22 protein-coding genes are annotated in these 23,371 nt (G+C 68.9%); 7 read left to right on the top strand and 15 right to left on the bottom strand.

The window, feature by feature from the left end:
• The first annotated feature begins 61 nt into the window (after positions 1-61).
• From AC1RRW_RS09050 to AC1RRW_RS09040, 3 genes are all read left to right on the top strand, one after another.
• Positions 62-1,555 carry a carboxypeptidase M32 gene (locus AC1RRW_RS09050; RefSeq protein ID WP_492900371.1) on the top strand — a complete coding sequence of 498 codons (1,494 nt, stop codon included), beginning with the start codon at positions 62-64 and terminating at the stop codon, positions 1,553-1,555.
• Positions 1,556-1,662: 107 nt separating this feature from the next.
• Positions 1,663-2,856: a CaiB/BaiF CoA transferase family protein gene (locus tag AC1RRW_RS09045; protein WP_492900370.1), complete on the top strand. Its 1,194-nt coding sequence runs from the start codon at positions 1,663-1,665 to the stop codon at positions 2,854-2,856.
• A gap of 14 nt (positions 2,857-2,870) precedes the next feature.
• On the top strand, positions 2,871-3,650 hold the full coding sequence (locus tag AC1RRW_RS09040; protein ID WP_492900369.1) for an enoyl-CoA hydratase/isomerase family protein: 780 nt from the start codon (positions 2,871-2,873) through the stop codon (positions 3,648-3,650).
• 54 nt (positions 3,651-3,704) lie between these two features.
• On the opposite strand, the gene AC1RRW_RS09035 is transcribed toward AC1RRW_RS09040, so the two are convergent.
• The 5 genes from AC1RRW_RS09035 to AC1RRW_RS09015 all read right to left on the bottom strand — a co-directional run bounded on the left by AC1RRW_RS09035 (position 3,705) and on the right by AC1RRW_RS09015 (position 8,265).
• Positions 3,705-4,664, bottom strand: coding sequence for a catechol 2,3-dioxygenase (locus AC1RRW_RS09035; protein ID WP_492900368.1), 960 nt, complete (start codon positions 4,662-4,664; stop codon positions 3,705-3,707).
• Between the two features lie 6 nt (positions 4,665-4,670).
• The gene (locus tag AC1RRW_RS09030; RefSeq protein ID WP_492900367.1) at positions 4,671-5,360 is read right to left on the bottom strand and encodes a 4-carboxy-4-hydroxy-2-oxoadipate aldolase/oxaloacetate decarboxylase; all 690 of its coding nucleotides are present in this window, start codon (positions 5,358-5,360) and stop codon (positions 4,671-4,673) included.
• The gene (locus AC1RRW_RS09025; protein ID WP_492900365.1) at positions 5,357-6,082 is read right to left on the bottom strand and encodes a PIG-L deacetylase family protein; all 726 of its coding nucleotides are present in this window, start codon (positions 6,080-6,082) and stop codon (positions 5,357-5,359) included. The genes AC1RRW_RS09030 and AC1RRW_RS09025 overlap by 4 nt, the downstream gene beginning before the upstream one ends.
• A gap of 27 nt (positions 6,083-6,109) precedes the next feature.
• The gene (locus AC1RRW_RS09020; RefSeq protein ID WP_492900364.1) at positions 6,110-7,219 is read right to left on the bottom strand and encodes a 4-oxalomesaconate tautomerase; all 1,110 of its coding nucleotides are present in this window, start codon (positions 7,217-7,219) and stop codon (positions 6,110-6,112) included.
• 140 nt (positions 7,220-7,359) lie between these two features.
• The gene (locus AC1RRW_RS09015) at positions 7,360-8,265 is read right to left on the bottom strand and encodes a LysR family transcriptional regulator (protein ID WP_492900363.1); all 906 of its coding nucleotides are present in this window, start codon (positions 8,263-8,265) and stop codon (positions 7,360-7,362) included.
• Positions 8,266-8,404: 139 nt separating this feature from the next.
• On the opposite strand from AC1RRW_RS09015, the gene AC1RRW_RS09010 reads away from it, so the two are divergent.
• Positions 8,405-9,307 carry an NAD(P)-dependent oxidoreductase gene (locus tag AC1RRW_RS09010; RefSeq protein WP_492900362.1) on the top strand — a complete coding sequence of 301 codons (903 nt, stop codon included), beginning with the start codon at positions 8,405-8,407 and terminating at the stop codon, positions 9,305-9,307.
• Here AC1RRW_RS09010 and AC1RRW_RS09005 read toward each other — a convergent pair.
• The 7 genes from AC1RRW_RS09005 to AC1RRW_RS08975 form a co-directional block, all read right to left on the bottom strand.
• Positions 9,265-10,680, bottom strand: a complete 1,416-nt coding sequence (locus AC1RRW_RS09005; protein WP_492900361.1) for an MmgE/PrpD family protein — start codon at positions 10,678-10,680, stop codon at positions 9,265-9,267. The genes AC1RRW_RS09010 and AC1RRW_RS09005 overlap by 43 nt on opposite strands.
• The gene (locus tag AC1RRW_RS09000) at positions 10,677-11,534 is read right to left on the bottom strand and encodes a nitrilase-related carbon-nitrogen hydrolase (protein ID WP_492900360.1); all 858 of its coding nucleotides are present in this window, start codon (positions 11,532-11,534) and stop codon (positions 10,677-10,679) included. The genes AC1RRW_RS09005 and AC1RRW_RS09000 overlap by 4 nt, the downstream gene beginning before the upstream one ends.
• 46 nt (positions 11,535-11,580) lie before the next feature.
• Positions 11,581-12,471 (bottom strand): glycine betaine ABC transporter substrate-binding protein, encoded by an 891-nt coding sequence (locus AC1RRW_RS08995; RefSeq protein WP_492900359.1) that lies wholly within the window; start codon positions 12,469-12,471, stop codon positions 11,581-11,583.
• A gap of 36 nt (positions 12,472-12,507) precedes the next feature.
• Complete coding sequence (locus tag AC1RRW_RS08990; protein ID WP_492900358.1) at positions 12,508-13,260, bottom strand: ABC transporter permease; 753 nt, start codon at positions 13,258-13,260, stop codon at positions 12,508-12,510.
• Between the two features lies 1 nt (position 13,261).
• On the bottom strand, positions 13,262-14,368 hold the full coding sequence (locus AC1RRW_RS08985; RefSeq protein ID WP_492900357.1) for an ABC transporter ATP-binding protein: 1,107 nt from the start codon (positions 14,366-14,368) through the stop codon (positions 13,262-13,264).
• Positions 14,365-15,024: an ABC transporter permease gene (locus tag AC1RRW_RS08980; RefSeq protein ID WP_492900356.1), complete on the bottom strand. Its 660-nt coding sequence runs from the start codon at positions 15,022-15,024 to the stop codon at positions 14,365-14,367. Before AC1RRW_RS08980 ends, AC1RRW_RS08985 begins: the two co-directional genes overlap by 4 nt.
• Before the next feature lie 106 nt (positions 15,025-15,130).
• The gene (locus AC1RRW_RS08975) at positions 15,131-16,126 is read right to left on the bottom strand and encodes a GlxA family transcriptional regulator (protein ID WP_492900355.1); all 996 of its coding nucleotides are present in this window, start codon (positions 16,124-16,126) and stop codon (positions 15,131-15,133) included.
• Between the two features lie 236 nt (positions 16,127-16,362).
• Between AC1RRW_RS08975 and AC1RRW_RS08970 the strand changes: the two genes are divergently transcribed.
• Both AC1RRW_RS08970 and AC1RRW_RS08965 read left to right on the top strand, forming a co-directional pair.
• Positions 16,363-17,601, top strand: a complete 1,239-nt coding sequence (locus AC1RRW_RS08970) for an aromatic ring-hydroxylating oxygenase subunit alpha (protein WP_492900354.1) — start codon at positions 16,363-16,365, stop codon at positions 17,599-17,601.
• The gene (locus AC1RRW_RS08965) at positions 17,598-18,650 is read left to right on the top strand and encodes an FAD-binding oxidoreductase (RefSeq protein ID WP_492900353.1); all 1,053 of its coding nucleotides are present in this window, start codon (positions 17,598-17,600) and stop codon (positions 18,648-18,650) included. Before AC1RRW_RS08970 ends, AC1RRW_RS08965 begins: the two co-directional genes overlap by 4 nt.
• 23 nt (positions 18,651-18,673) lie before the next feature.
• Here AC1RRW_RS08965 and AC1RRW_RS08960 read toward each other — a convergent pair whose 3' ends face one another.
• The gene (locus AC1RRW_RS08960) at positions 18,674-20,077 is read right to left on the bottom strand and encodes a sensor histidine kinase (protein WP_492900352.1); all 1,404 of its coding nucleotides are present in this window, start codon (positions 20,075-20,077) and stop codon (positions 18,674-18,676) included.
• Between the two features lie 72 nt (positions 20,078-20,149).
• Here AC1RRW_RS08960 and AC1RRW_RS08955 point away from each other — a divergent pair, with 72 nt between their 5' ends.
• A complete protein-coding gene (locus AC1RRW_RS08955) occupies positions 20,150-20,359 on the top strand; it encodes a hypothetical protein (protein ID WP_492900351.1) in 210 nt (69 codons plus the stop codon).
• Positions 20,360-20,515: 156 nt separating this feature from the next.
• On the opposite strand, the gene AC1RRW_RS08950 is transcribed toward AC1RRW_RS08955, so the two are convergent.
• On the bottom strand, positions 20,516-21,682 hold the full coding sequence (locus tag AC1RRW_RS08950; RefSeq protein WP_492900350.1) for an NAD(P)/FAD-dependent oxidoreductase: 1,167 nt from the start codon (positions 21,680-21,682) through the stop codon (positions 20,516-20,518).
• Positions 21,683-21,691: 9 nt separating this feature from the next.
• Positions 21,692-23,323: an FAD-dependent oxidoreductase gene (locus tag AC1RRW_RS08945; RefSeq protein ID WP_492900349.1), complete on the bottom strand. Its 1,632-nt coding sequence runs from the start codon at positions 23,321-23,323 to the stop codon at positions 21,692-21,694.
• Between the last annotated feature and the right edge of the window lie 48 nt (positions 23,324-23,371).

The raw sequence follows: 23,371 nt of genomic DNA, 5'->3' as shown, positions 1-23,371 counted from the left end.
TGGCGCGGACACTGCTCGACAAGCTCGGCTTCAAACCGGGGATGGCGAGAGAAATCGGGCCATGACCGCCTACGCAAGTCTTTCCGCCCATTACGGCCGCATCAGTGCGCTCGGGAACGCCATCGGCATCCTGCAATGGGACAACGACGCGATGATGCCGAAGGGCGCGGCCGAGACCCGGGCCGATAGCATGGCGCTGCTGCAGGTCATGCGGCACGACCTGGCCACCGCGCCGCAGATCGGCGACTGGCTCGCCGCCGCGGAGGCGCAAGGCGATCTCGGAACCTGGGAGCGCGCCAATCTGCGCGAGATCCGGCGGGTCTGGACGGTCGAGACGGCGCTGCCCGCCGATCTCGTCGAGGCGTCGAGCAAGGCCGTATCGGCCTGCGAGATGCGCTGGCGGCAGGCCCGCGCCGAGGCCGATTTCGCCGGGCTCCTGCCCTCTCTCGCGGACGTGCTGAGCCTGCAGCGCCAGATCGGCGTCGCCAAGGGCGAGAAACTTGGACTGTCGGCCTACGATGCGCTGCTGAACGACTACGAGCCCGGCGGGCGAGCGGCGCGGATCGACGCGCTGTTCGACGAGCTCGCCGGTTTCCTGCCCGGCTTCACGCAGGAGGCGCTGGCCGCGCAGGCGCGCCGGCCGGCGACGCCCGAGCCGGCAGGCCCCTTCCCGGTCGAGAAGCAGCGCGCGCTCGGCCTCCGGATGATGGCGGCGCTGGGCTATGATTTCGAGCGCGGGCGGCTCGACGTCTCGACCCATCCCTTCTGCGGGGGGGCCGACAACGACGTCCGCATCACCACGCGCTATGACGAGGCCGATTTCGACAAGGCGCTGATGGGCGTGCTGCACGAGACCGGGCACGCGCTCTACGAGCAGGGCCGGCCGCAAGCCTTCCTCAGCCAGCCGGTCGGCCAGGCGCGCGGCATGAGCGTGCATGAAAGCCAGTCGCTGCTGATCGAGATGCAGGCCTGCCGCTCGGCGGAGTTCCTCGCCTTCGCCGCGCCGCTGATGCGCGAGGCCTTCGGCGGCGCGGGCGCTGCCTGGGAGGCGCGGGCGCTGCACCGGCGTTTCACCCGTGTCGAGGCCGGCTTCATCCGCGTCGACGCCGACGAGGTGACCTATCCGTCGCATGTCATCCTGCGCTACCGGCTGGAACAGGCGCTGATCGCCGAGACCATCCCCCTCTCGGCCCTGCCCGAGGCCTGGAACGAGGGCATGCGTTCTCTCCTCGGCATCGTGCCGCCCGACGACCGGCTCGGCTGCCTTCAGGACGTGCACTGGCCGAGCGGCGGCTGGGGCTATTTCCCGACCTATACGCTCGGCGCGATGACGGCGGCGCAGCTGTTCGAGGCGGCCTGCAAGGCTGAAGGCGACATCCTGCCAGGCATCGCGCGCGGCGATTTTTCGCCGCTGGTCGGTTGGCTGCGCACCAACATCCATTCGCAAGGCTGCCTGCTGGAGACCGACGACCTGCTGACGCAAGCCACAGGCAAGCCACTCGATGCCGGCGTCTTCAAGGCGCATCTGCGCCGGCGCTATGTCGAGCAAGCCTGATCTGGCCGGCCAGGCCGCGCATCGGAGCCATGCCTTGCCCGCGCATTGACGCTCCCGGAGACGGCCCCGATAGTCGCGGCCCTTTTCGCCCGCGACCTTGTCAGTCCATGCCGCGCCCGACGCCGTCCTCCGCCCTGAACCGTCTGCGCGTGCTCGACCTGTCGCGCGTGCGGGCAGGGCCGACCTGCGCGCGCATCTTCGCCGACTTCGGCGCGGATGTGATCAAGATCGAGAGCCCGCCCGGCCTCGACCCGAACGAGAACATGAGCGGGCCGCGCCACGGCTACGACATGCAGAACCTGCATCGCAACAAGCGCTCGCTGACCCTCAACCTGAAGACGGAGCAGGGCAAGGCGATCCTGACCACGCTGATCGGCACGGCCGACCTGCTGATCGAGAATTTCCGGCCGGACGTGAAAGACAGGCTCGGGCTCGACTTCGCGACGCTGCATGCGTTCAACCCGCGCCTGATCCTGGTCTCGATCTCGGGCTTCGGCCAGAGCGGACCCTACCGGACGCGCGCCGGCTTCGACCAGATCGCGCAGGGCATGGGCGGGATGATGTCGGTGACCGGCCTGCCGGGCCAGGGGCCGGTGCGGGCCGGCATCGCGGTCGCGGATTCCGCCGCCGGGCTCTATGGCGCGGTCGGGGCGCTGGTCGCGCTGCAGGAGCGCGAGGTTTCGGGGCTGGGACAATGGGTCCAGACCTCGCTCCTCGAAGCGCAGATCGCGATGATGGATTTCCAGGCCGCTCGCTATCTGGTCGAGGGCGAGGTGCCGCCGCAGGCCGGCAACGACCATCCCTATTCGACGCCGATGGGCGTCTACGCCGTGCGCGACGGGCACATCAATATCGGCGTCGGCGCGGAGGGCCATTGGCGCTCGTTTTGCGGCGCGGTCGGCCGGCCGGAGCTCGCGGTCGACCCGCGCTATGATCATATGGACAAGCGCTTCGCGGCGCGACCCGAACTGCGCGAGCTGATCGAGACGATCCTGACCACGCAGGACGCGGGCCACTGGCTCGCGGCCTTCGAGGCTGCGGGCGTCCCGGCCGGGCCGATCTATAGCGTCGATGCGATGTTCGAGGACCCGCAGGTCAGGCATCTCGGCATCGCGCAGGCCGTCTCGCATCCCGTCATCGGCGACTATCGCGTCGTCGGCGAGCCGGTCGGCCTGTCGCGCACGCCGGCCGGCGTCGCCACGCCGACGCCGGACGCCGGCGACCACAACGACGAAATCCTGGCCGAACTCGGCTATGACGCGGCCGCGATCGTCGGCCTGCGCGCGAGCGGCGCGATCTGAGGGAGTCGGGCACGATGGAAGACGAAATCCTCTACGCGGTGAAGGACGGCATCGGCACGATCACGCTGAACCGGCCGCGGGCGCGCAACGCGCTGACCTTCGCCATGTACGAACGGATCGCGCTGATCTGCGGCGACGTCGCCGGCCACGGGGCGCCGAAGGTGCTGGTGCTGACCGGCGCGGGCGAGAAGGCCTTCGCGGCCGGCACCGACATCTCGCAGTTCCGCGCCTTCGAGACGCCGGAGGATGCGCTCGCCTATGAGAGCAGGATCGACCGCATCCTGACCACGATCGAGAGCTGCCCCATACCCACCGTCGCCGCGATCTCCGGCGCGGTCACGGGCGGCGGCGCGAGCATCGCCTGCGCCTGCGACATGCGGATCGCCACCGCCTCGGCCAAGTTCGGCTTTCCCGTAGCGCGCACGCTCGGCAACTGCCTCTCGGCCAGGAGCTATGCGCGGCTCGTCGCCCTGCTCGGTCCGGCGCGCGTCAAGGACGTGGTCTTCACCGCGCGTCTGGTCGAAGCGCAGGAGGGCGAGCGCACCGGCCTCTACAAGGAGGTGGTCGCGGACCATCCGGCGCTGATGGCGCGCGCCTACGAACTCGCGGCCACCATCGCCGGCCACGCGCCGCTGACCTTGCGCGCCACCAAGGAATCGCTGCGCCGGCTCGCGCAGGACGGCAGCCGTGCCGAGACCGACGACCTCGTGGTGGCGTGCTATATGAGCGCCGATTTCCGGGAGGGCATCGAGGCCTTCCTGGGCAAGCGGCCGCCGAACTGGACCGGGCGATAGGCCCGGGCCGCGTCGGCCGTCCGGCGCGACCCTCCACGATCGTCGGGCGCGCCGTCAGGCCGTCTTCGCCGGCGGCGTGCCGTGTGTGTGGAAGCTCTCGATCGTCTTCAGCCCCCAGGCCTGGCCCTTCTTCCGCTCGGTTTCGGTCCAGGTCACGGTCCGCCAGTCGGGATCGAGGATCAGCCGCGCGCCGGCATTGGCGATCTCGATGCGGTTTCCCGCCGGTTCGTAGACATAGAGGAAGAAGGTCTGCTGGACCGCGTGCTTGTGCGGGCCGGTCTCGATATGGACGCCGTTCTCGAGGAAAATGTCGGCCGCCTCGAGCACGTGCTCGCGCTGGTCGACGGCGTAGGTCAGGTGGTGGAAGCGCCCGGCCGCGCCGGTGTAGTCGCGCGTATAGGCGATGTCGTAGCTCTTGTTGTTGACGGTGAACCAGCAGCCGCCGACCTCGCCCGAATCGAGCACGATCTGTTCGGTGACGCGGCTGCCCAGCGCCTTCGGCAGGAACTCCCGGATCGCGGCGACGTCGCGCGCCAGCAGGTTGACATGGTCGAGCCGGCGCACGGCGCAGCCGCGGCCATGGTTGCGCTGCGGCTGGTTCTTCAGCGCCGGTTTCTCATGCGGCGGGGCGACGTATTTGGTCGTGTCGAAATAGATCTCGAAGACGTGGTCGTCGGGATCCTTGAAGCGATAGGCCCGGCCATGGCCGAGATCGCCCTCGACCCAGCCGATGCCGGCGCCGAGCGCCTCGATCGCGGCGACGCGGCGCAGCAGCGCCTGCTCGCTTGTGGCGCGATAGCCGATATGGCCGACGCCCGTCGTGGTCGAGGCCGTCAGCTTGAGCGTATGGAATTCGTAATCGTCCCAGGCGCGCAGGTAGACGCTGTCGCCCTCGCACCCGCTCTCGGTCAGGCCGTAGACGTCGACGAAGAATTCGAGGCTTTCCTCCGGCTTGTCGGTGAAAAGCTCGACATGGGCGAGATGGGCGACGTCGTAGCAGGGTTCCGGCGTCATCGCGGCTCAGCCCTCCGGATCGTCGCGATAGACGAGGCCGGCCTTCGCCAGCCCCTCGCGCATGCCGTAAAGGTCGAGGCCGAGTTCGCCCGCCGCCAGCCGGCGGCGCTTGTCCTCCTCGTTCGCCTCGCGCTTGGCGGCAGCCCCGGCGACCCTCGTCGCTTCCAGGCGCGGCACGACGACGATCCCGTCATCGTCGGCGACGATCACGTCGCCCGGATGGACCAGCGCGCCGGCGCAGACGATCGGCACGTTGACGCTGCCCAATGTCGCCTTGACCGTGCCCTTGGCCGAGATCGCCCGCGACCAGACCGGAAAGCCCATCCGCGTCAGGTCGCGGATATCGCGCACGCCGGCGTCGATGACGAGCCCGAGGCCGCCGCGCGCCAGCGCCGAGGTCGCCAGCAGATCGCCGAACATGCCGTCGGTGTTGTCGGCCGTGCAGGCGACGACGAGGATGTCGCCGGATTTCATCTGCTCGATCGCGACGTGGATCATCCAGTTGTCGCCGGGCTGGGCGAGCACCGTGACGGCGCTGCCGGCGATGCGCGCGCCGGCGTAGATCGGCCGCATATAGGGCTTCATCAGGCCAGACCGGCCCATCGCCTCATGCGCGGTCGAGACGCCGAGGCCGGCAAGAGCGGCGATATCGGCGGCGGCCGCGCGCTTGTCGGTGCGAATGACGACGGGGGTCATGCCAGCGTCTCCAGCGCTTCGGGGAAGAGCCGCTGATAGGCCTCGCCATAGGTCATGGCCTTGCCGGAGTTGCGTCCGCCCTGCATGCCGCGATTGAGCGCGACGCGCTCGTAATAGGCCCAGAGATGTTTTTGCGCCGCGAGGATCTCGAAGGCTCTTCGCTTCTGCTCCCAGACCTCGTCGATGTTCAGGATGACGTTCGGCTTGAAATTGCACTGCTCGGGCTGGTGCGGCTCGAACAGGAAGACGGGCGGGGCGGCATAGGCGCGCCCGGGATCGGGCTTGTGGCCGGCGGCCTGGGCGATGATGCGCGCTTCCTGGGCGAAGCGCGTCGCCTCGGGATGGTCGACATTGTAGGGATCCTCCAGCGCATGGCTCAGCACGAAGCTGGGCGCAAGCTCATGGAAGATGTCGATCGCGCGGTCGAGCATGGCCTCGGTCGTCCGCAGGGGATAGTCGCCGGCGTCCATGAACTCGATCCCGGCGCCGAGCACGTCGGCTGCGGCCTGGGCCTCGTCGCGGCGCTGCGCCTTGACGTCCTCCATCCTGACGCCGGCCTTCTTCCAGGCGAACTGGCTTTCGCCGCGCTCGCCATAGGACAGGCACAGGATTTTTATGCGAAAGCCGCGCCTGGCGTGCAGCGCGATCGCGCCGCCGGCGCGCCAGACGAAATCGCCGGGATGGGCGGTGATCACCAGACCCGTCTTCTGCAGGCTCGGCATGGGCTCAGGAATCCTCTCTGCGAACACTCATTCAGCGGCGCGCGGCAGGGCGGCGCGCAATATGCGGGCCGGCACATAGGCGTTGCCGTCCATCAGGATGCGCGCGGTGCGCAGCAGACCGGCGCGCTCGACGAGGGGCTTCTCAGGCGTGCCGCCGACGGTCAGGCGCACGGTGAACTCGCCGGTCGGGTGCTCGACCGAGATTTCTCGCTCGCGGCCTTCCGGCATGACGACGACGGAGGCGGCGGGCGTGCCCGGCAGCGCGGCGGCCGTCGCGACCGTGACGGCGGCGAAGACGCCGATCGAGGCGTGGCACTCATGCGGGATGAAGCTGCGCGTCGCGATCGCCCCGCCCGCCATGGGCGCCGCGACCAGCGCGATCTTGGGCACGACCTTGGCCGACACGTCGCCGAGATTCATCAGCGGGCCGGCGGCGAGCCTGATGCGCTCGATCCGCGACTTGAGTTCCACATCCTTGTCCAGTTCGTCGCGCGGCTCGTGGCCGGTGCGGCCTATGTCGCTCGCGCGCAGCACAATCACCGGCATGCCGTTGTCGATCAGCGTGCATTCCACGCCGTCGACGATGTCGACGGCGTTGCCGGTCGGCAGCAACGCGCCGCAGACCGAACCTTCGGCGCCCAAAAAGCTGATCGCGATCGGCGCGGAGGTTCCGGGCACGCCGTCGATACGGGCCCGACCCTCGACGCTCGCCTGGCCGTCGTCCGTCTCGATCACCAGGTCGGCGATGGTGCCGGTGTTGAGCGTCCGGACCCGAACCGTGGTCGAGGCGCCCTTTGCCGCGAAAAGCCCGCGCGCGATGGCGAAGGGGCCGATACCGGCGAGGATGTTGCCGCAGTTCGGCGTGGTGTCGACGCTCGCGGTCTCGATGCCGACCTGCGCGAACAGGAAGTCGATGTCGCAGCCGGCCAGCGTCGAGCGCGAGACGATCGCGACCTTGCTGGTCAGCGGATGCGCGCCGCCGAGCCCGTCGACCTGGCGCTTGTCGGGCGAGCCCATCAGCGCGAGCAGGACCGCGTCGCGCGCGGCAGGGTCGGCCGGGAGGTCGCTTGCCAGAAAATAGGCGCCCTTGGAGGTGCCGCCCCGGATCAGCATGCAGGGTATGGCGCTTTGCGGCATCGGCTACGTCTCCGTCCGCGACGCTGGGGGCGGATGGTCAATCTCGCGGCGGCTCTCGACCCTGAACACCATGCCGACGAATGATTGTGCGATCAAATGACTAGAATGCAGCGATTGATGAGAGCGATGCAGGATTTCGTTCAGCCGTCGAGCCGTTCTTCCTTCAGAGCCGCGATCACCAGATCGAGCAGGTCGCGGGCCGCCGGCCGCAGCGGCAGGCCTTTGCGGGTGACGAGGCCGACGCTGCGCGAAACCGTCGGCGAGCGCAGCGGGATCGCGACAATGTCGGCGCCCGAGACCGTGTCGAGCGCAAGTTGCGGCACGATCGTACAGCCTATCCCCGAGCGCACGAAGCTGATGGCGGTGATGACGCGCTGCACCTCGTAGCGCCAGTTCAGCATCTCGCGACGTGAGCCGAGCGCGTCGTCGATCAGGATGCGGTTGCCGGTCTCGGCGCTGATCCGGACCAGCGGCACGTCCTGCAGTTGCGCCCAGGTCAGCGAGGCGGAGGTCGCCAGCGACCAGCCGCGCGGGCAGGCCAGCACGAAGGGCTCCTTCAGCACCGGCCGCAGATCAAGGTCCCAGCGATTGGCCGAAACGATGGTGACGCCGAATTCTGCCTCGCCGGACTGGACCTTGTCGGCGATCTCGGAAGCCGAATTGTCGAGCACCTTGACCTGGATGCCGGGCCGGTGGCGGACGAACTCGGCGATCACCGCCGGCATGCAGCGCATCGCGATCGTCGGCAGGCAGCCGAGCACGACGCGTTCCTCGGCGTCGCTCGCGCCGATCCGGAGTTCGTCGAGCGCGCTGCCGAGATCCTCGAAACTGCGCTTGGCGCGCGGCAGCAGCGCGACGCCCGCCGGCGTGAGCGAGACCTTGCGCGTCGTGCGCAGCAGAAGCGGCGTCGCCAGCGATTCCTCCAGCTTGCGGATGCGGTGGCTGAGCGCCGTCTGCGACAGGTTGAGATGCGAGGCTGCGGCATGGAAGCTGCCGCGTTCGGCGATGCTGACGAAGGCCTGCAGCCCGAGGACGTCGATTCTCATGATGGCTCGCTCGACAGCGGATCGAAACCGCCAAATGCAGCCGAAGCGGCGGCTTCCGCAACCCTGTCGAAAGCCCCCTCGCCCGGCGAAGCCTCGGCGGTCTATGGTCGTTCGAGCGACGCCCGATCAGGAATGCGACATGAACCAGCTCGCCGAGAGCCGCAGCAACCCGCCGCGCCTGTGCTTCGTCGGTTTCGGCGAGGCGGGCCAGGCCTTCGCCGGCGGCTTTCGCGAGGCCGGCATCGTCGAGATCGCCGCCTTCGACATCGCGCCCGATCCGTTGCGGGTGGCGGAACCGGCGAAGCGACTCGGCGTCAGGCTCGCGGCGGACCTGCCCTCGGCCCTGCGCGGGGTCGATGTCGTGTTCTGCGCCGTCACAGCCGCATCGAGTCTCGACGCGGCTGGCGCGGCCGCCCCGCATCTGTCGTCCGACCAGATCTTCGTCGACGTCAATTCGGTCTCGCCCGGCCGCAAGCGCGAGGCCGCCGCGACGATCGGCCAGGCCGGTCGCTATCTCGATCTGGCGATCATGGCTCCTGTGCATCCGCGCGGCCATGCCACGCCTTGCCTCGTCGCCGGACCGGACGCGGCGGCGTTCATGGAGATGTTCCAGCCCGTCGGCATGGCGCTGAAGCTGGCCGGGCCCGAGATCGGCGCGGCGACGATCATCAAGATGGTCCGCAGCGTCATGGTGAAGGGGCTGGAGGCGCTGAGCTATGAATGCTTCATGGCGGCGCGCGCGGCCGGCGTCGACGGGACGATCCTCGCCTCGCTCACGGACAGCTATCCCGGCCTCGATTGGCCGCAACTCGTGCCCTACAATGTCAGCCGCATGCTCCAGCACGGCGTCAGGCGCGCCGCCGAGATGCGCGAGGTCGCGGCGACGCTGCGCGAGCTGGGGATCGATCCTGCCGTGACCGAAGGCACGGCGATCCATCAGGAGCGACTCGGGCGGCTCGGCCTGCCCGGCGACCCCGGTGACGGGTTCTTGCTGCTCGATCAGGTCGCGGGCGCGCGGGCGGAGGCTGGCAAGAGCCGGTGAGCTTCATCGCGCGGACCATCGAGCGACGCGCCGCCGGAACGGGCTGCGTCGCCGGCCAGGCAAAGTTCGAGCAGCTCACTCACCGAGCCGCCGGTCGCGGTCCCAAGCTCCGTGCAGGCCTCGAAGAGCCGCCGCGACCGCTCCGCGCCCAGCCGTTCCGTCAGCGCCATGAACTTGTCGCGCAACTCAGCATCGCCGAGCGGGCGATCCGGATCGCCGGTTACGCCCGTGACGCTCGCCTCGAACGCCTCGCCCGACTGCATGACGATTCGCACCGAGGCCTGCCGGGAGGCAGGAAACAGGCGCGAGAACGCCTCGCGCTCCCGCAGGACGATCCGGCCCAGCATCGCGGCGATGGCGGGATCGCCGAGCCCGTCCGGCCCGATCTCATCGGCGCCAAGCCTGCCGCGCAGCAGAAACGCCGCGAGCGGGAAGCCGAGCGCGTATTGCGCCGCCTCGGTCGATGCCGGCATCGCCGTCCCGAGCCTGACGGCCTGATGGAAGGTCTCGACTGCGACGCTTGCGATGTCTTCTGGCGCGATCGCGTGGGTCGCCAGCAGGTGCGCGGCCGCCTCGACCGCCGGCTGGGCCCAGCGGCAAACCGGCCACGGCTTGACGTACTGCTCCAGGATGCGCCAGCGCGCGCCGAGGTCGGACCAGAGCCCGGCCTGGTCTTCAGCCTGCATCGTGATCGCGGGCGCGCCGGTAAAGCCGTCCTGCGCCAGATAGGCGGCGGAGACGCCGGTGAAGGCCCCCCAGCCCGAACCGTCCTTCAGCATGGTGGGATGGTCGATGCAGCGCATCATCTGGCTGCGCGGGCCATGATACTCGGCGATGCCGAGCGCATGGCGCGTCTTCTCCTCGTCGAGACCGAGCAGCCGTGCCGTGACGGCGGCGCAGCCGAGCGCGTTCCAGGCCCCGGAGGTGTGATAGTCGCTGACGCTGGCATGAAGCGCGATGCCGGCCCGGGTCGCGATCTCGTAGCCGATCACGAGCGCGGTGAGCAGTTCGCCGCCAGCGAGCCGCAGCCCCTCGGCATCGACGACCGCCAGCAGCGCCGGCAGGATCGCGACGCCGGCATGGCCCTTGGTCAGGGCGTGGCCGTCATGGGCGTCGAAGGCGTCGATCGTCGAGGCGCCGGCGAAGGCAGCCCCTGACGCACTCGCCCGGCGGCCGTCGAACAGGAGCCGCGCGCCGCCTTCGCTCGCGCCCATCTGCCGGACGGCGAAGCCATGGACGATGCGCGACAGCTCCGTCGTCCGGCCGCTCGCCGCGACGCCGACGAGATCGAGCAGGCAGCGCCGCGCCGGGGCGACGACATCCTGCGGCAGGTCGGCGAAGCGCAGGGCATGGATGAAGGCGAGCGGCGTCATGGGTCCGGGTCCGGAGCGCGCGAAAGATGCCCGACGAGCAGGCGCCGGATCAGCTCCGGCGCGCTGTCGCGGATGGTCGGCAGCGTCGCGCGCGCCGCGACGCCGTCGTTGAGATCGATCTCGGCGACGACAAGCTCGGGCTGCGCCCCTGCTTGCGCCAGCTCGCAGCCCTTGGCGTCGAGGATGCGCGAGCCGCCCCAGAAATCGACCTGGCCGCGCCGGCCGCAGTGGTTGGCGAAGACGACCGGCAGGCCGTAGCTCAGCGCGGTATGGGTGAGATTGATCTCCCAGCCGCGCGGATTGTCGAAGCCGCCGCCGACCGCGTCGCGCGCGGACGCGGTCGGCTGGAGCAGCAGGTTCGCGCCCGAGAGCGCCGCGAGCCAGGGCAAGGCCGGGTTCCAGCTATCGGCGCAGATCAGCGTCGCGACCTGCCAGCCGCCCGCGAGCGGGACCATTTCGAGCGTGTCGCCAGCCTCATAGACCTCGGTCTCGCGTAGATTCCCATAGCTCGGCAGGTTGAGCTTGCGATGCACCCCCGCGATCTCGCCTCCGGCCAGCAGGGCCTGGGCGTTGAAAAAGCGCCCATCCTCGCCGCGCTCAATGAAGCCGACGGAGACCGCCATCGCGCCGGCCATCCTTGCGATCAGCGTCAGCGTGGCCTCGTCGCGCGCCATCGCCAGCGCCGCGCAATCGGGCGCGGCGAGATAGTCGGTCAGCGACAGCTCGGGAAAGACGAGAAGATCGACGCCGCGCAGTCGCGCCTGTTCGATCATGGCGAGATGGCTCGCCAGATTGGCCTGCAGGTCGCCCGGCCGGCAGGCGATCTGGCCCGCGGCCACGGTCAGCATCGTCATGGCGAGAGACATGCGGCGGAGGCGCGAGGCCTCCGCCGCGATCCGGTCAGACCAGCGCCTGCGCCTTGAGGAAGCCGGCGGCGACCTCCTCGACGCTCTTCTTGTCGACGTCGACCGAGGCGTTGAGCCTGGCCATCGTCGCATCGTCGAGCTTGGCGGAGAGCCCGTTCAGCAGCTCGGCGAGCTTCGGGTTCTTGTCGAGCGTCTCCTTGCGGACGACCGGCGTCATCGCATAGGTCGGGAAATAGCCCTTGTCGTCGGTCAGGATGACGAAGTCGAAGGCCGGCACGCGCCCGTCCGTCGCGAAGACGAGGCCGACATCGACCTGGCCGTCGCGCAGCGCCTGATAGACGAGGCCCGTGTCCATGCGCACCGTGGCCTCGCGACCGAACTCGAAGCCATAGGTCGTCTGCAGCGGCCCCAGTCCGTCCGGCCTCGCATAGAACTCGGCGTTGCATCCGAACTTGACCGCCTGCCCGCCCTTGACCTTGCCGGCGAGGTCCGAGAGCGACTTGATGCCCTTTGCGTCGGCGTCCTTCTTGCGCATGGCGAGCGCATAGGTGTTGTTGGCCTTTGACGGGTTGAGCCAGACGAGGCCCTTGGCGGCGTCGAGTTCCTTGACCTTGGCGTAGGTCGCGGCCGAATCCATCTTCTCGGTGACCTTGTTGAAGGTGATCAGCGAGGTGCCGGTGTATTCCCAATAGAGGTCGATCTGTCCGGCCTCCTGCGCCTGGCGCAGCGGCGCGGTGCCGAGGCCGGCGCGCTTGTCGACGGTGAAGCCCTTGGCCTTGAGCAGTTGCGTCGTCATCTCCGACATGATCTGCTGCTCGGTGAAGTTCTTGCCGCCGACGACGATGGTCTGGGCCTGCGCGGCGAGCGGCGTCAGCGAGAGCGCGAAGGCGGCTCCGGCCAGTCCGAGAAAAGTGCGTTTCAGCATGGATAGTCCCCTTTTGCCTGGTTGATGGACCGCTGTTCAGCGCAGCGGGTTGACGCCTTTCGGGACCAGCCAGAACTGGATCTGGCCGATCAGGAAATCGACGAGGACGGCGAGCAGCGCGGTCGGGATCGCGCCCGCGAGCAGCATGCTCGGCTCCATCAGGTCGATGCCGGTGAAGATCAGCTCGCCAAGCCCGCCGCCGCCGATCAGAAAGGCGAGCGGCACCGTGCCGATATTGATCGCGAGCGCGGTGCGGATGCCGGCGAGGATGACGAAGACGGCGTTGGGCAGTTCGACCCGGCGCAGGATCTGGCCGGGCGTCATGCCCATCCCGCGCGCGGCCTCGATCAGCGGCTGCGGCACCGAGCGCAGGCCGGCGATGGTGTTGAGCACGATCGGCAGCAGCGTCAGCACGAACAGCGCGAAGATGACGGGCGGCGCGCCGATGCCCAGGATCGACATCGACAGCGCCAGCAGCGCCAGCGTCGGGATCGTGGTGCCGAGATTGACGACCTGCGTGACCGCGTCGGCGAACATCTCGAAGCGCGGCCGCGTCAGCAGCACGCCGAGCGGAATGCCGACCGCGATCGCGATCGCGCCAGACATGGCGACGAGCGCGAGATGCTGGCGCATGAGATAGAGCACGTCGCCGCGATGCTTCAGGATCGAGGGCAGCAGTCCGGTCGACTGCAGCCAGGCTCCGCAGGCGAACACGCCCGCGATCAAGAGCAGGCGCCAGGCGGTCTGGAGGCCCGTCGCCACGGATCTGCCCGTCGCGGCCGCGGCCATCTCAGCGATCCCTGTAGGTCGCGCCGAGCACCTGGGTGATGCTCTTCTGGGTGATGTAGCCCTTGTAGAAGCCGTCGTCGTCGACGCAGGCGAGCCAGGTCACGCCATGGGTGAACATCTGCGAGACGGCCGAGCGGAGATCGTCCTTGACGTTGACGACGCCCGGCAGCGGCTCCTGGTGCTCGCCGACGGCGCCCTTCAACTCGCGCGCGATCTCGACGCGCACGACGCCCCGCGCCCGGCCGCGCGGGCCGACCATGACGATCGAGACATGGCCGTGCTCCTCCATCAGCTTCGCGGCCGTATCCAGCGTATCCTCGGCGCGGACCCGCGGCGGTTCGGCCATCATCGCGTCAGCCACCCTGATCAGGCGCAGGCGCTTCAGCGTCCGGTCGGAACCGACGAACTCCTGGACGAAGGCGTCGACCGGATGGGCGAGGATGTTGTCGGGCGTGTCGTACTGGATCAGCTTGCCGTCGCGGAAGATCGCGATCCGCGTCGCCATCTTCACCGCCTCGTCGATATCGTGACTAACGAAGACGATGGTTTTCCTCAGCTCCGCCTGGAGCTTCATGAACTCGTCCTGGATGACCTCGCGGTTGATCGGGTCGATCGCGCCGAAAGGCTCGTCCATCAGCAGCACCGGCGGATCGGCCGCGAGCGCCCGCACCACGCCGACGCGCTGCTGCTGGCCGCCCGAGAGCTGCTTGGGATAGCGCTTGAGGAAGACCGAAGGGTCGAGATTGACCATGTCGAGCAACTCGGCGGCGCGCTTGCGCGATTTCGTCGCCGGCCAGCCGAGCAGGTCCGGCACCACGCAGATGTTGTCCTCGACCGTCATGTTCGGGAACAGGCCGATCTGCTGGATGACGTAGCCGATCGAGCGCCTGAGCGTGACCTCGTCGACGCCGGTCGTATCCTTGCCGTCGACGAAGATCTTGCCGGATGTCGGCGGGATCAGCCGGTTGATCATCTTCATCGTCGTGGTCTTGCCGCAGCCGGACGGCCCGAGCAGCACGCAGACCGCGCCGGCCGGCACCTCCATGTCGACGCGGTCGACGGCGACCATCGTGCCGAAATGCTTCGAGACCTGGTCGAGACGGATCATCGCAGCCTCAATCCCGGCGACGTCATCAGGCGCTGGGCGAAGAGCAGCGCGTAGTCGGCGACGATCGCGAGCAGGCTGACGAAGAGCGCGCCGGTCAGCAACTGGCGGATGTCGGTCTGCGAGATTCCGCGCGAGATGAAGGCGCCGAGTCCGCCGGCGCCGATATAGGTCGCGATGGCGCCGATCGCGATGTTGAGGACGACGGCGCTGCGCACCCCGTTGATGATGACGGGCAGGGCGAGCGGCAGCTCGACCCGGCGCAGCCGCTCCAGCGTCGTCATGCCCATGCCGCGCGCCGCCTCGCGCAGCGCCGGATCGACGTTCATGATCGCGGTGTAGGTGTTCCGGATGATCGGCAACTGGGCGTAGAGGATCAGCGCGATCACCGCCGGCAGATAGCCGATGCCCTGCCCGATCAGCGACAGCACCGGGATCAGCATGCCGAAAAGCGCGATCGAGGGGATCGTGATGATGACCGAGGCGACGTAGAGCACGCGATCGGCGGCCGCCTTGCTCTGGGTGATCGCGATGCCGATCGGCACGCCGGTCAGGATCGCGACGCCGACCGAGACGCCGACGAGGGAGACGTGCTCGAGCATGCGCTGCCCGATCACCGACAGATTCGCCATGATGAAGGCGATCGTCTCCACGCTCATCCCCTGGCGACGGTTATCCGTCTTGTCGAGGGAAAGTGTCGATCAGAACCGTTCCAGGATCGGGACGGGGATACGACATGGAATGTCGCGCTTGCGACGTCGCGGTTCAGATTCCGGCCGGGGCCGCCGGCATCGCTTCCGGCCCGCCCCTGCCCCGCAACTGGCTCGGCCTCACTCCCTGCAGGCGCTTGAACCAGTGCGCAAAATGCGAGGTCGAGGTGAAGCCCGTCGCGACCGCGACCTCGAGGATCGGGCGGTCGGAATACAGCAGCAGCTCGCGGGCGCGATCGATGCGCAGCGAGAGATAATAGCGCGCCGGCGACATCTCGACATAGCGCAGGAAGAGCCGCTCGATCTGGCGCGCGCTCATCTGGGTGCGGCGCGCGATCTCGGCGATCGGGATCGTGTCCTCGACATGGCGCTGCATCAGGCGGATCGCGGCGCGCACCGGGGGCGGCAGGTTGGCGAGGCGCTCCTGTCGGCCGCCCGACTGGTTGTCGCGCTCGTCGCGGATGCGGTCGTGATGGAACTGGTTGGCGACGCGGCGGGCGAGGTCCGCGCCGTGGCGCTCGATGATCAGGTGCAGCATCAGGTCCATAGCCGCCGTGCCGCCCGAGCAGGTCAGGCGGTCGCGGTCGATCTCGTAGATCTTGTCGGTGCAGACGAGTTCGGGAAACTCCTCCTGGAAGGCCGGGCGGTTCTCCCAATGGATCGTCGAGCGATAGCCGTCGAGCAGCCCGGCGCGCGCCAGCAGCCAGGTGCCGGTCGAGAGCGAGCCGACCGCGACGCCGCCGCGCGAGGCCCTGCGCAGGACCGCGAGATAGCGCCGCTCGTCGACCGACTGGATGCGCAACCCGCCGCAGACGAAGAGGTAGTCGGCGCCGGCGAGCGCGCTCTCGGCCGTCTCGGTCGGCAGCGGGATGCCGTTCGACGCCGCCAGCACCGCGCCGTCGAGGCTCGCCAGCCGCCAGCGCCAGGCCTCGCGGTCGATCAGCCGGTTGAGCGAGCGCAGCGGCTCGATCGCCGAGGCGACGCTCATCATCGAGAAGCCCTCGACGAGAAGCAGCGTGACGATGCGCGTGCCGGCCGCCTGATCCCTCATCGCTGTCTCCGCTCAGTGTAGGCTTCCGACCGTCGCCCCGCGGCTTGTCCGGGACGACAGCGTGGCGGTTCAGACAGCATCATCGCGAACGCCGATCGCAGAAAAGCGCCTTTCCGACATTGTTACAATAAAAACGACGCAAGCCGTCGCAAAGCTCGTGCCCGGTGTCGCAGAACTTTCGCCCTTGCGCCGCGATCCGGCGGATGATGCCGGCTCCACGGGATCGAGGTCCGCCCATGATCGACCGCGAGCGCATCAGCCGCCTGCTCGCCGAACGCCGCGAGGGCTTCAGCCTGCCGCAGGCCTTCTATATCGACGAAGCGTTGCACGAGGCGGACCTCAAGGCCGTGTTCGAGACGCAATGGCTCTTCGCCTGCAGCACCTGCGAGATCAGGAACCCCGGCGACTACCTGACGCTCAGCGTCGGCGACAACCCGGTCGTGATCCTGCGCGACCGCGACGGCCAGATCCGCGCCTTCCACAACTCCTGCCGGCATCGCGGCTCGCGCATCTGCGCCAAGGAGAAGGGCCGCGCCACGCGCCTGGTCTGTCCCTATCACCAATGGGTCTACGAGCTCGACGGCTCGCTGATGAACGCCCGCCAGATGCCGGCCGATTTCGACCGCGGCGGCTATGGGCTGCACCCGGTCCATGTCGAGGTCATGTGCGGCATGGTCTATATCTGCCTCGGCGAGAACCCCCCGGATTTCGCGCGCTTCAAGGCGGCGGTGACGCCCTATATCGCGCCGCATAGGCCCGATTGCACCAAGGTCGCCTATGAGAAGACCATCATCGAGGAGGCGAACTGGAAGCTCGTCATCGAGAACAACCGCGAGTGCTATCACTGCGCCGCGAACCACCCGGAGCTTCTGGTCTCGCTGGTCGAGTTCGCGCTGCCGGACGATCCGCGCGGGCCGGCGCAGTTCCAGGAGCTGATCGCGCGCAAGACCGCGAAATGGGATGCGCTCGGCCTGCCGCACCAGCCGGCCGATGGCGGCGACGAGTTCCGCTGCATCCGCCTGCCCTTCCACGAGGGCGCGCTGTCCTTCACCATGGATGGCGGCTCGGCCTGCAACAAGCTGTTGGGCGATTTCACCGATCCCGATCTCGGCTCGGTCAGGATGTTCCGCGCGCCCAACAACTGGAACCACTTCCTCGCCGACCACATCATCCATTTCCGCGTGCTGCCGCTATCGGCCGGGCGCACCGCGCTGCGCACCACCTGGCTGGTGCATGAGGACGCGGTCGAAGGCGTCGACTACGACGTCAAGCGCCTGACCGAGGTCTGGACCGCGACCGACGCGCAGGATGCCGAGCTCGCGGCGGTGAACCATGTCGGCATCCGCTCGATGGCCTATCGGCCGGGACCCTATGCGCCGTCCGAGTTCATGCTGACGCAGTTCACCAACTGGTATGCCGGCAGGATGGAAGACTTCGTCGGCGCGCCGACGCCGCTGCGGATCGCCGCCGAATGAGCCTCTCCGCGACGCTGGAAGCCCCGCGCACCGCGCCGGCGAGCGACCTCCTCAGACTGACCGTGGTCGCCATCGAGCCGGAGACCGCCGATGTGAAGACCTTCGTCCTTCGGCCGGAGGGCGGCGTGCCGGCCTACCGGGCCGGCCAGTCGATGACGCTTCGCCTGCCCATCGAGGGCGAAATCCTGCACCGGACCTTCTCGCTGGCGTCGGCCCCCGGCGGCGACACGCTCGCCATGACGATCAAGGCGCATGCGCAGGGCCGCGCCACGCGCTGGCTGCATGAGAGGCTGGCGGTCGGCGATGCGATCGAGGCGCGCGCTCCGCGCGGGCGCTTCACCCTTGATGACCGCACGACGGACAGGATCGCGCTCGTCTCGGCCGGCTCGGGCGCGAGTCCGCTGATGGCGATGCTGCGGCATCTGGCGGCGACCGCGCCCGAGACCGATATCGCCTGGCTGCACGCGGCGCGGACGCCGGCCGACATCCTCTTCGCCCGTGAACTCTCGGCTCTGCAAGCCCAAATGCCCCGCCTCGCGGTCGCCATGCTGGTCAGCCGGCCGGCCCCGGGCTGGTTCGGCTTCACCGGCCGCCTGACCCGGCGCATCGCCTCCGTCGCCCTACCCGATCTCGGCCGGCGCGAGGTGTTCTGCTGCGGCCCGGCCGGCTTCATGGACGAGGCGCGCCTGATCCATGCGGCCGAGGGCGGCGAGCGGGCGCATTTCCACATCGAGCACTTCGGCGCGGTCGCACCGGCAACGCCGCCTTCCGTCCCAGCGGATGCGCCTGAAACTGGTTTTGCCATCCGGCTCGGCGACAAGCGCTTCAGCGCGCGCGCCGACGAGACCCTGCTCGAGGCCGCGACCCGCCAGACCATCGTCATCCCCTGCGGCTGCGCGTCCGGCATGTGCGGCACCTGCCGCGTCAGCCTCGTCTCGGGCGAGGTCGCGATGCGTCACGAGGGCGGAATCTCGGCCGAGGAAGAGGCGCAGGGCTATATCCTGGCCTGCTCCTCGCGCCCGCGCAGCGACGTGACGATCGCGCTCTGAGGCCGGCTGGCAAGCGCTCGCGTTCAGCCGTACCTCCTGCGCGGAAACGCCATCTCCACGGCGAAGGCCTCGTTCGCGTCATGCCGCCGGACCGCCTCCTGCGCGCCAGACCCCGCGGCCGCCGCGGCCGGGCGCGCCGCGGCCGGACGCCCGATCCGGAGCTCAAGCATGAAGCCGTCATCCGTCGGCGTTCGGACGACCGAGCCGCGCAGTTGTCTCGCCATCGCGCCGATCAGCGTATTTCCGAACCCTTTGCCGGCGAAGACGCTGACCGGAGCGCCGCTATGCTCATGCCAGTGGACCATGTAGCCGCCTTCCGAGCCGGTCATGACGATATCGATGCGGCCGCGCTCGTGCGACAGGGCGCCATGCTTGACGGCGTTCGTGAAGAGTTCGTGCAGGATCAGCCCCAGGGCGATGCTGTCGTTCTCGTTGAAGACAGGGTCGTCGCCCGTCACATGCACCCTGCCCTCACGGCGGAACGGCTCCGCCACGACCTCGATCAGCTTGCCGAACGGCGCCGCGCTGCCGTCCCGCTGCAACAGCAGGTCATGCGAACGGCCGAGCGCGGCGATCCGTTCGGAAAAGGATTCCTGGAACGCCGCGATAGAAACGGCATTCTTGCCGCTCAGGGACGCGATCGACTGCACGGTCATCAGGCTGTTCTTCAGCCGGTGGCTGAATTCGCGCAACAGCAGGTCCTGTTCGCCTGCGTGCTGCCTGATCTGGCCGAAGGCCGCGACGAAGGCGTCCGAAAGGACGTTGAATTCGCTGACCGAGGTCTCGATGCCCTTCGTGTCCTGCCGGGCCGCGCCGGCCGCCGCCATCCGCTTCAGTTTCGCCAGCGGCTCGGTGAAGCGCCGTCCGTAGAACAGCGCCAGCATCGTCGCGAGCGCCCATGCGAAAAGCGATGTCCCGCCGAGTTGCCACAGGGTCCGCGACAAAGGCAGTTCCAGCGTCGCCATCGGCACGGCGGCCGCGACGATCCAGCCGCTATAGGGCGATCTGACATAGGCGTTCATGACCGGGACGCCGTCGAGCGTCCTGCCGACGAAGCGGCCTGAATCGTCTTTCGCCTTATCGGCGAAGGCGTCCGATGCGCGCTTGCCGGCATAGACGTCGTTCTCCCGCGTCCTGGCGATGACATAGCGGTTGCGATCGGTCACGGCGGCGACCCAGCTCGGCCCGAGCGAGGCCTGCGTCATGATCGCCGCGACGCGGTCCGAACTCAGCGCAAGACTCAGGACAAGGCATCTGTCCCCGACCATGACCGGCGTCTGCACGTTCACGTAGCGCTCGCCCGTGGTCGAGCCGAGATAGAGATCGGCGACGATGGTCTTGCGGGTGGCGCAGGCTCGCTCGTCGGCCTGCCTGAGCCGCGGATCGATCGTTCCAAAGGCGAAGTCGGGCGGCCGGGACGTCGCCATGAGAATTTTGTCCTGATCGCGCAGACCGATGATCGAACCGGGCACATCCTTGGAAACACGGACAGCCTGCTGGTGAAAGGCGGCAATGTCGAGATTGGCAAGATGTGGCGATGTGCTCAGCGCAAGCAGAGCGAGCTCGCCGCCGCGCAGGACCTGATCTATCCTCGAGGACAGATCGGCGGCGACTGCCATGGTGCTGTCGGCGAGCCAGTCCTTCTCTCTCTGTGCGTATTGATACAGAAAGAAAGCTTGCACGGCCAAGAGCGGCAGAACTATCAGTAGGCCGAAGATGGCGATGTGCCATCTGATCGGTAGCGCGGTTATTCGCATCCCGAATCCTCTCCTGATTCGGGTAGGCTAGCGGCATTTTCCGTTTTTCGCCAATAGGCTACGGTTTGACGTCGATTGCCGGCCTCGCTCCGCGGCGCGCGGCTGCGCTCAGTGTCCCAGAGCTTCCTGCGCGACCGCCGCCTGCCAGCCCTGCAATCTGCGCCAGTCCGGCTCCAGCTCGGCGAAGCGCGCCAGCCTGAAGGAGGAGATATCGGCGAAGGAGCAGGCGCCATCGACGACGAGGTCGCGGATGGCGCGGCCGCTCGCCGGCGAGAGGCCGAAGCCCACGCTGGAGAGCGTCGCCACGACCGCGTTGTCGTGGCTGTCGAGCCGGTCGATGACAGGCCGGCCGTCGGGCGTGTTCTCGATCACGCCGGCCCAGGAGCGGATGATGCGGGCATGCGACGCCCCGGGCAGAAGCTCGGCGAGCCTGCGGCCCATATGCCCCATCAGCGGCGTCGTCGGCTTGGCGGGCGCGGCATTGCCGTCGATTTCCAGCCATTCATGCGGCCCGCCGCCATAGGCGAGGTTGCCGCGCAGGGTCTGGCGCCCGTAGAGGCCGTTCCCGTCGACGCCGCCATAGGGCATCAGCGGCAAGGGCTCGGTGACGATCATCTCGCAACGGGCGGACGCCACCGGCACTTCCTGTCCGAGCAGGCCCGACAGGATGCCGGTCTGCGGGCCGGCGGCGATGACGAGATGGTCGCAGGCGACGAGCCCGCGATCCGTCTCCACCCCGGCGACGCGGCCGCCTTCCGTCTGGAAGCCGGTCACGTTGCAATGCTGCAGCACCCGGCCGCCATGGTCCTGCATCGCCCAGGCATAGGCCTGCAAGGTGCGGTGCGGATTGGCGTGGCCGCCGAACTTGTAGAAATAGCCGCCGACCATGGTGTCTCCGGCGAGCGGCACCAGCTCCTTGATCTGCTTCACGTCGAGGATCTCGGATGCGAAGCCCTGGCGCGCGGCGTTGCGCAGCGCCCGGCCGTAGAGCGCCATCTGCTGCTCGCTCGCGGCGAGCCTGATGCGGCTGCCGCTGAACTCGGTCGGATAGCCGAGAAGTTCGTCCATCTGCGGCCAGAGCCGCTGCTCCTCCAGGAAGAGCGGCGAATGGTGATGCGAGCAGCCGCCGCCATTGCGGCCCGACGCCTCCCAGCCGATCATGCCCTTCTCGATGACGAGCACGTCGACGCCCTCGCGCGCCAGCCACCAGCCGGCGCTGAGGCCGGTGACGCCACCGCCGACGATGACGACCGAGGCTCCCTTTGGCTGTCCCATGGCCTCTTCTCACTCGCTCGCGACGGGGCCGGTCGCGTCGTTGCCAGCCACCGTGTAGAGCGTCGGCACGTCCCAGAACGGGCGCCATTGCGCATGCATGCCGAACCAGGTGTCCCAGTGCTCAGCCTGCTCGGGCGTCTCAGGGATCTGGCCCGCGACCGAAAGCGGCAGCGGCCGGACTGGGGCGCGGTAGCCAGCGAGCGGGATCGAGGCGAGCGGCACCGCCGCGCCCAGCGCCAGCAGGGCCGCGACCTGCTCGCGGCAGCGACGGCCCTGGCAGGGACCCATGCCGGCCCGCGTCAGACGCTTGACCTGATCGGGATTGGGCGGCTCCTCGCCGAGCAGCGCCGAGAGCGAGCGATCGTTGCGGCGCTCGTTCCGCCAGTCGAGATAGCGCGGCGGGCGGACTTCGAGGATCTCGCGGGCCGTGACCTCCTCGCACTGGCAGACATGGAACTCGGCGCGCGCCTCGATCACGCTGGCCCGCACCCAGGCGAGTCGGTAGGCGGAGACGTCGTGGGTCGGAGCGGGAGGCAGCGAGACCCCCGGGACAGGCCGGCCGTCGTCGATCGCGAGGTCACGCGCGATCGCCGCGACGGCGCGACGCGCTTCGCCCTCGGCGATGCCGCGATCCAAAGTCTTGGCCGGCCAGATGCCGGCGGCGTCGCCGACGACGAAGATGCCCGGCCGGCCGGTGCGCTGGTCCGCGTCGATAACGGGCGCGTAGCCGCCGCGCGCGGTCTGGAAGGCGATCCTGCAGCCGAGCGCATCGAGCAGGTCGACCACCGGCGTCGCGCCGACGGCGAGCACGATGCCGTCGCAGGCGATGACGCGTTCCGTTCCGACGGCCCTGCCGGCAGCGTCGATCTCGCTGACCAGCGCCGCCTCGACATGGTCGCGCCCGGCGGCCTCGCGAACGACATGGCCGGTCAGGATTTCGGCGCCGCCGGCACGCAAGTCCGCGAGCAGATCGGGCGCACCGAGCACCGAATCGGCCTGCTCGACGATGACCGCGATCGTGACCCCGGTCTCGCGCAGCGCGAGCGCGGCGGCCAGCGCCTCGGTCGAAGAGCCGAGCATGACGACCTTGCGCGGTTCCAGCGCGCCATAGCGCTGCGCCAGCGCGAGCGCCGCCGTCGCGCCGAGCACGCCGGGCTTCTCCCAGCCGGGGAAACCGAGGCCCATGTCGCGACGGCCGGCCGCGACGATCACATTCTCGGCTCCAAGCATCCAGGAGCGCTCGTCGTCGTTCAGTCCCGCGACGATGCCCGGAAGCCAGCTCAGGCTCGGGCCGTTGGCATAGAGGCCCCAGCAGGCCGTGCCGAGCCGGACGTCGACGCCAGCCTCGAAGGCGGTCTCGATGAGGGGCTCGGAGGCGATGAAGGCTTCCATCATGGCGTTGCGGTTGCGCGCCTGCCCGGACATGGCCTGCCCGAAATGCAACGGGACCTCGTCGCCCATCGTCCTGAACGAGACCGGGTTCTCGTCGATCAGCACGACGGAGAGCCCACGCCCGGCCGCATCGATCGCGGCAGCGAGCCCGGCAGGGCCTGCGCCGATCACCAGAAGCTGCGTGCGCTCCGCGACAGGCAGGCCCTTGCCGGCGACGGATTTCGGATCATGCGGGGGATAGGAGGCCATGGCGTGCTTCGGCTCCGACGGGACGGACAACAATGTTTCGTGCCGAAG

It is taken from the genome of Allobosea sp. GW821-FHT12C12 (genome assembly GCF_058807355.1).
The sequence above is the reverse complement of the archived record's forward strand: the minus strand, read 5'-3'. Positions and strand labels throughout refer to the sequence as shown.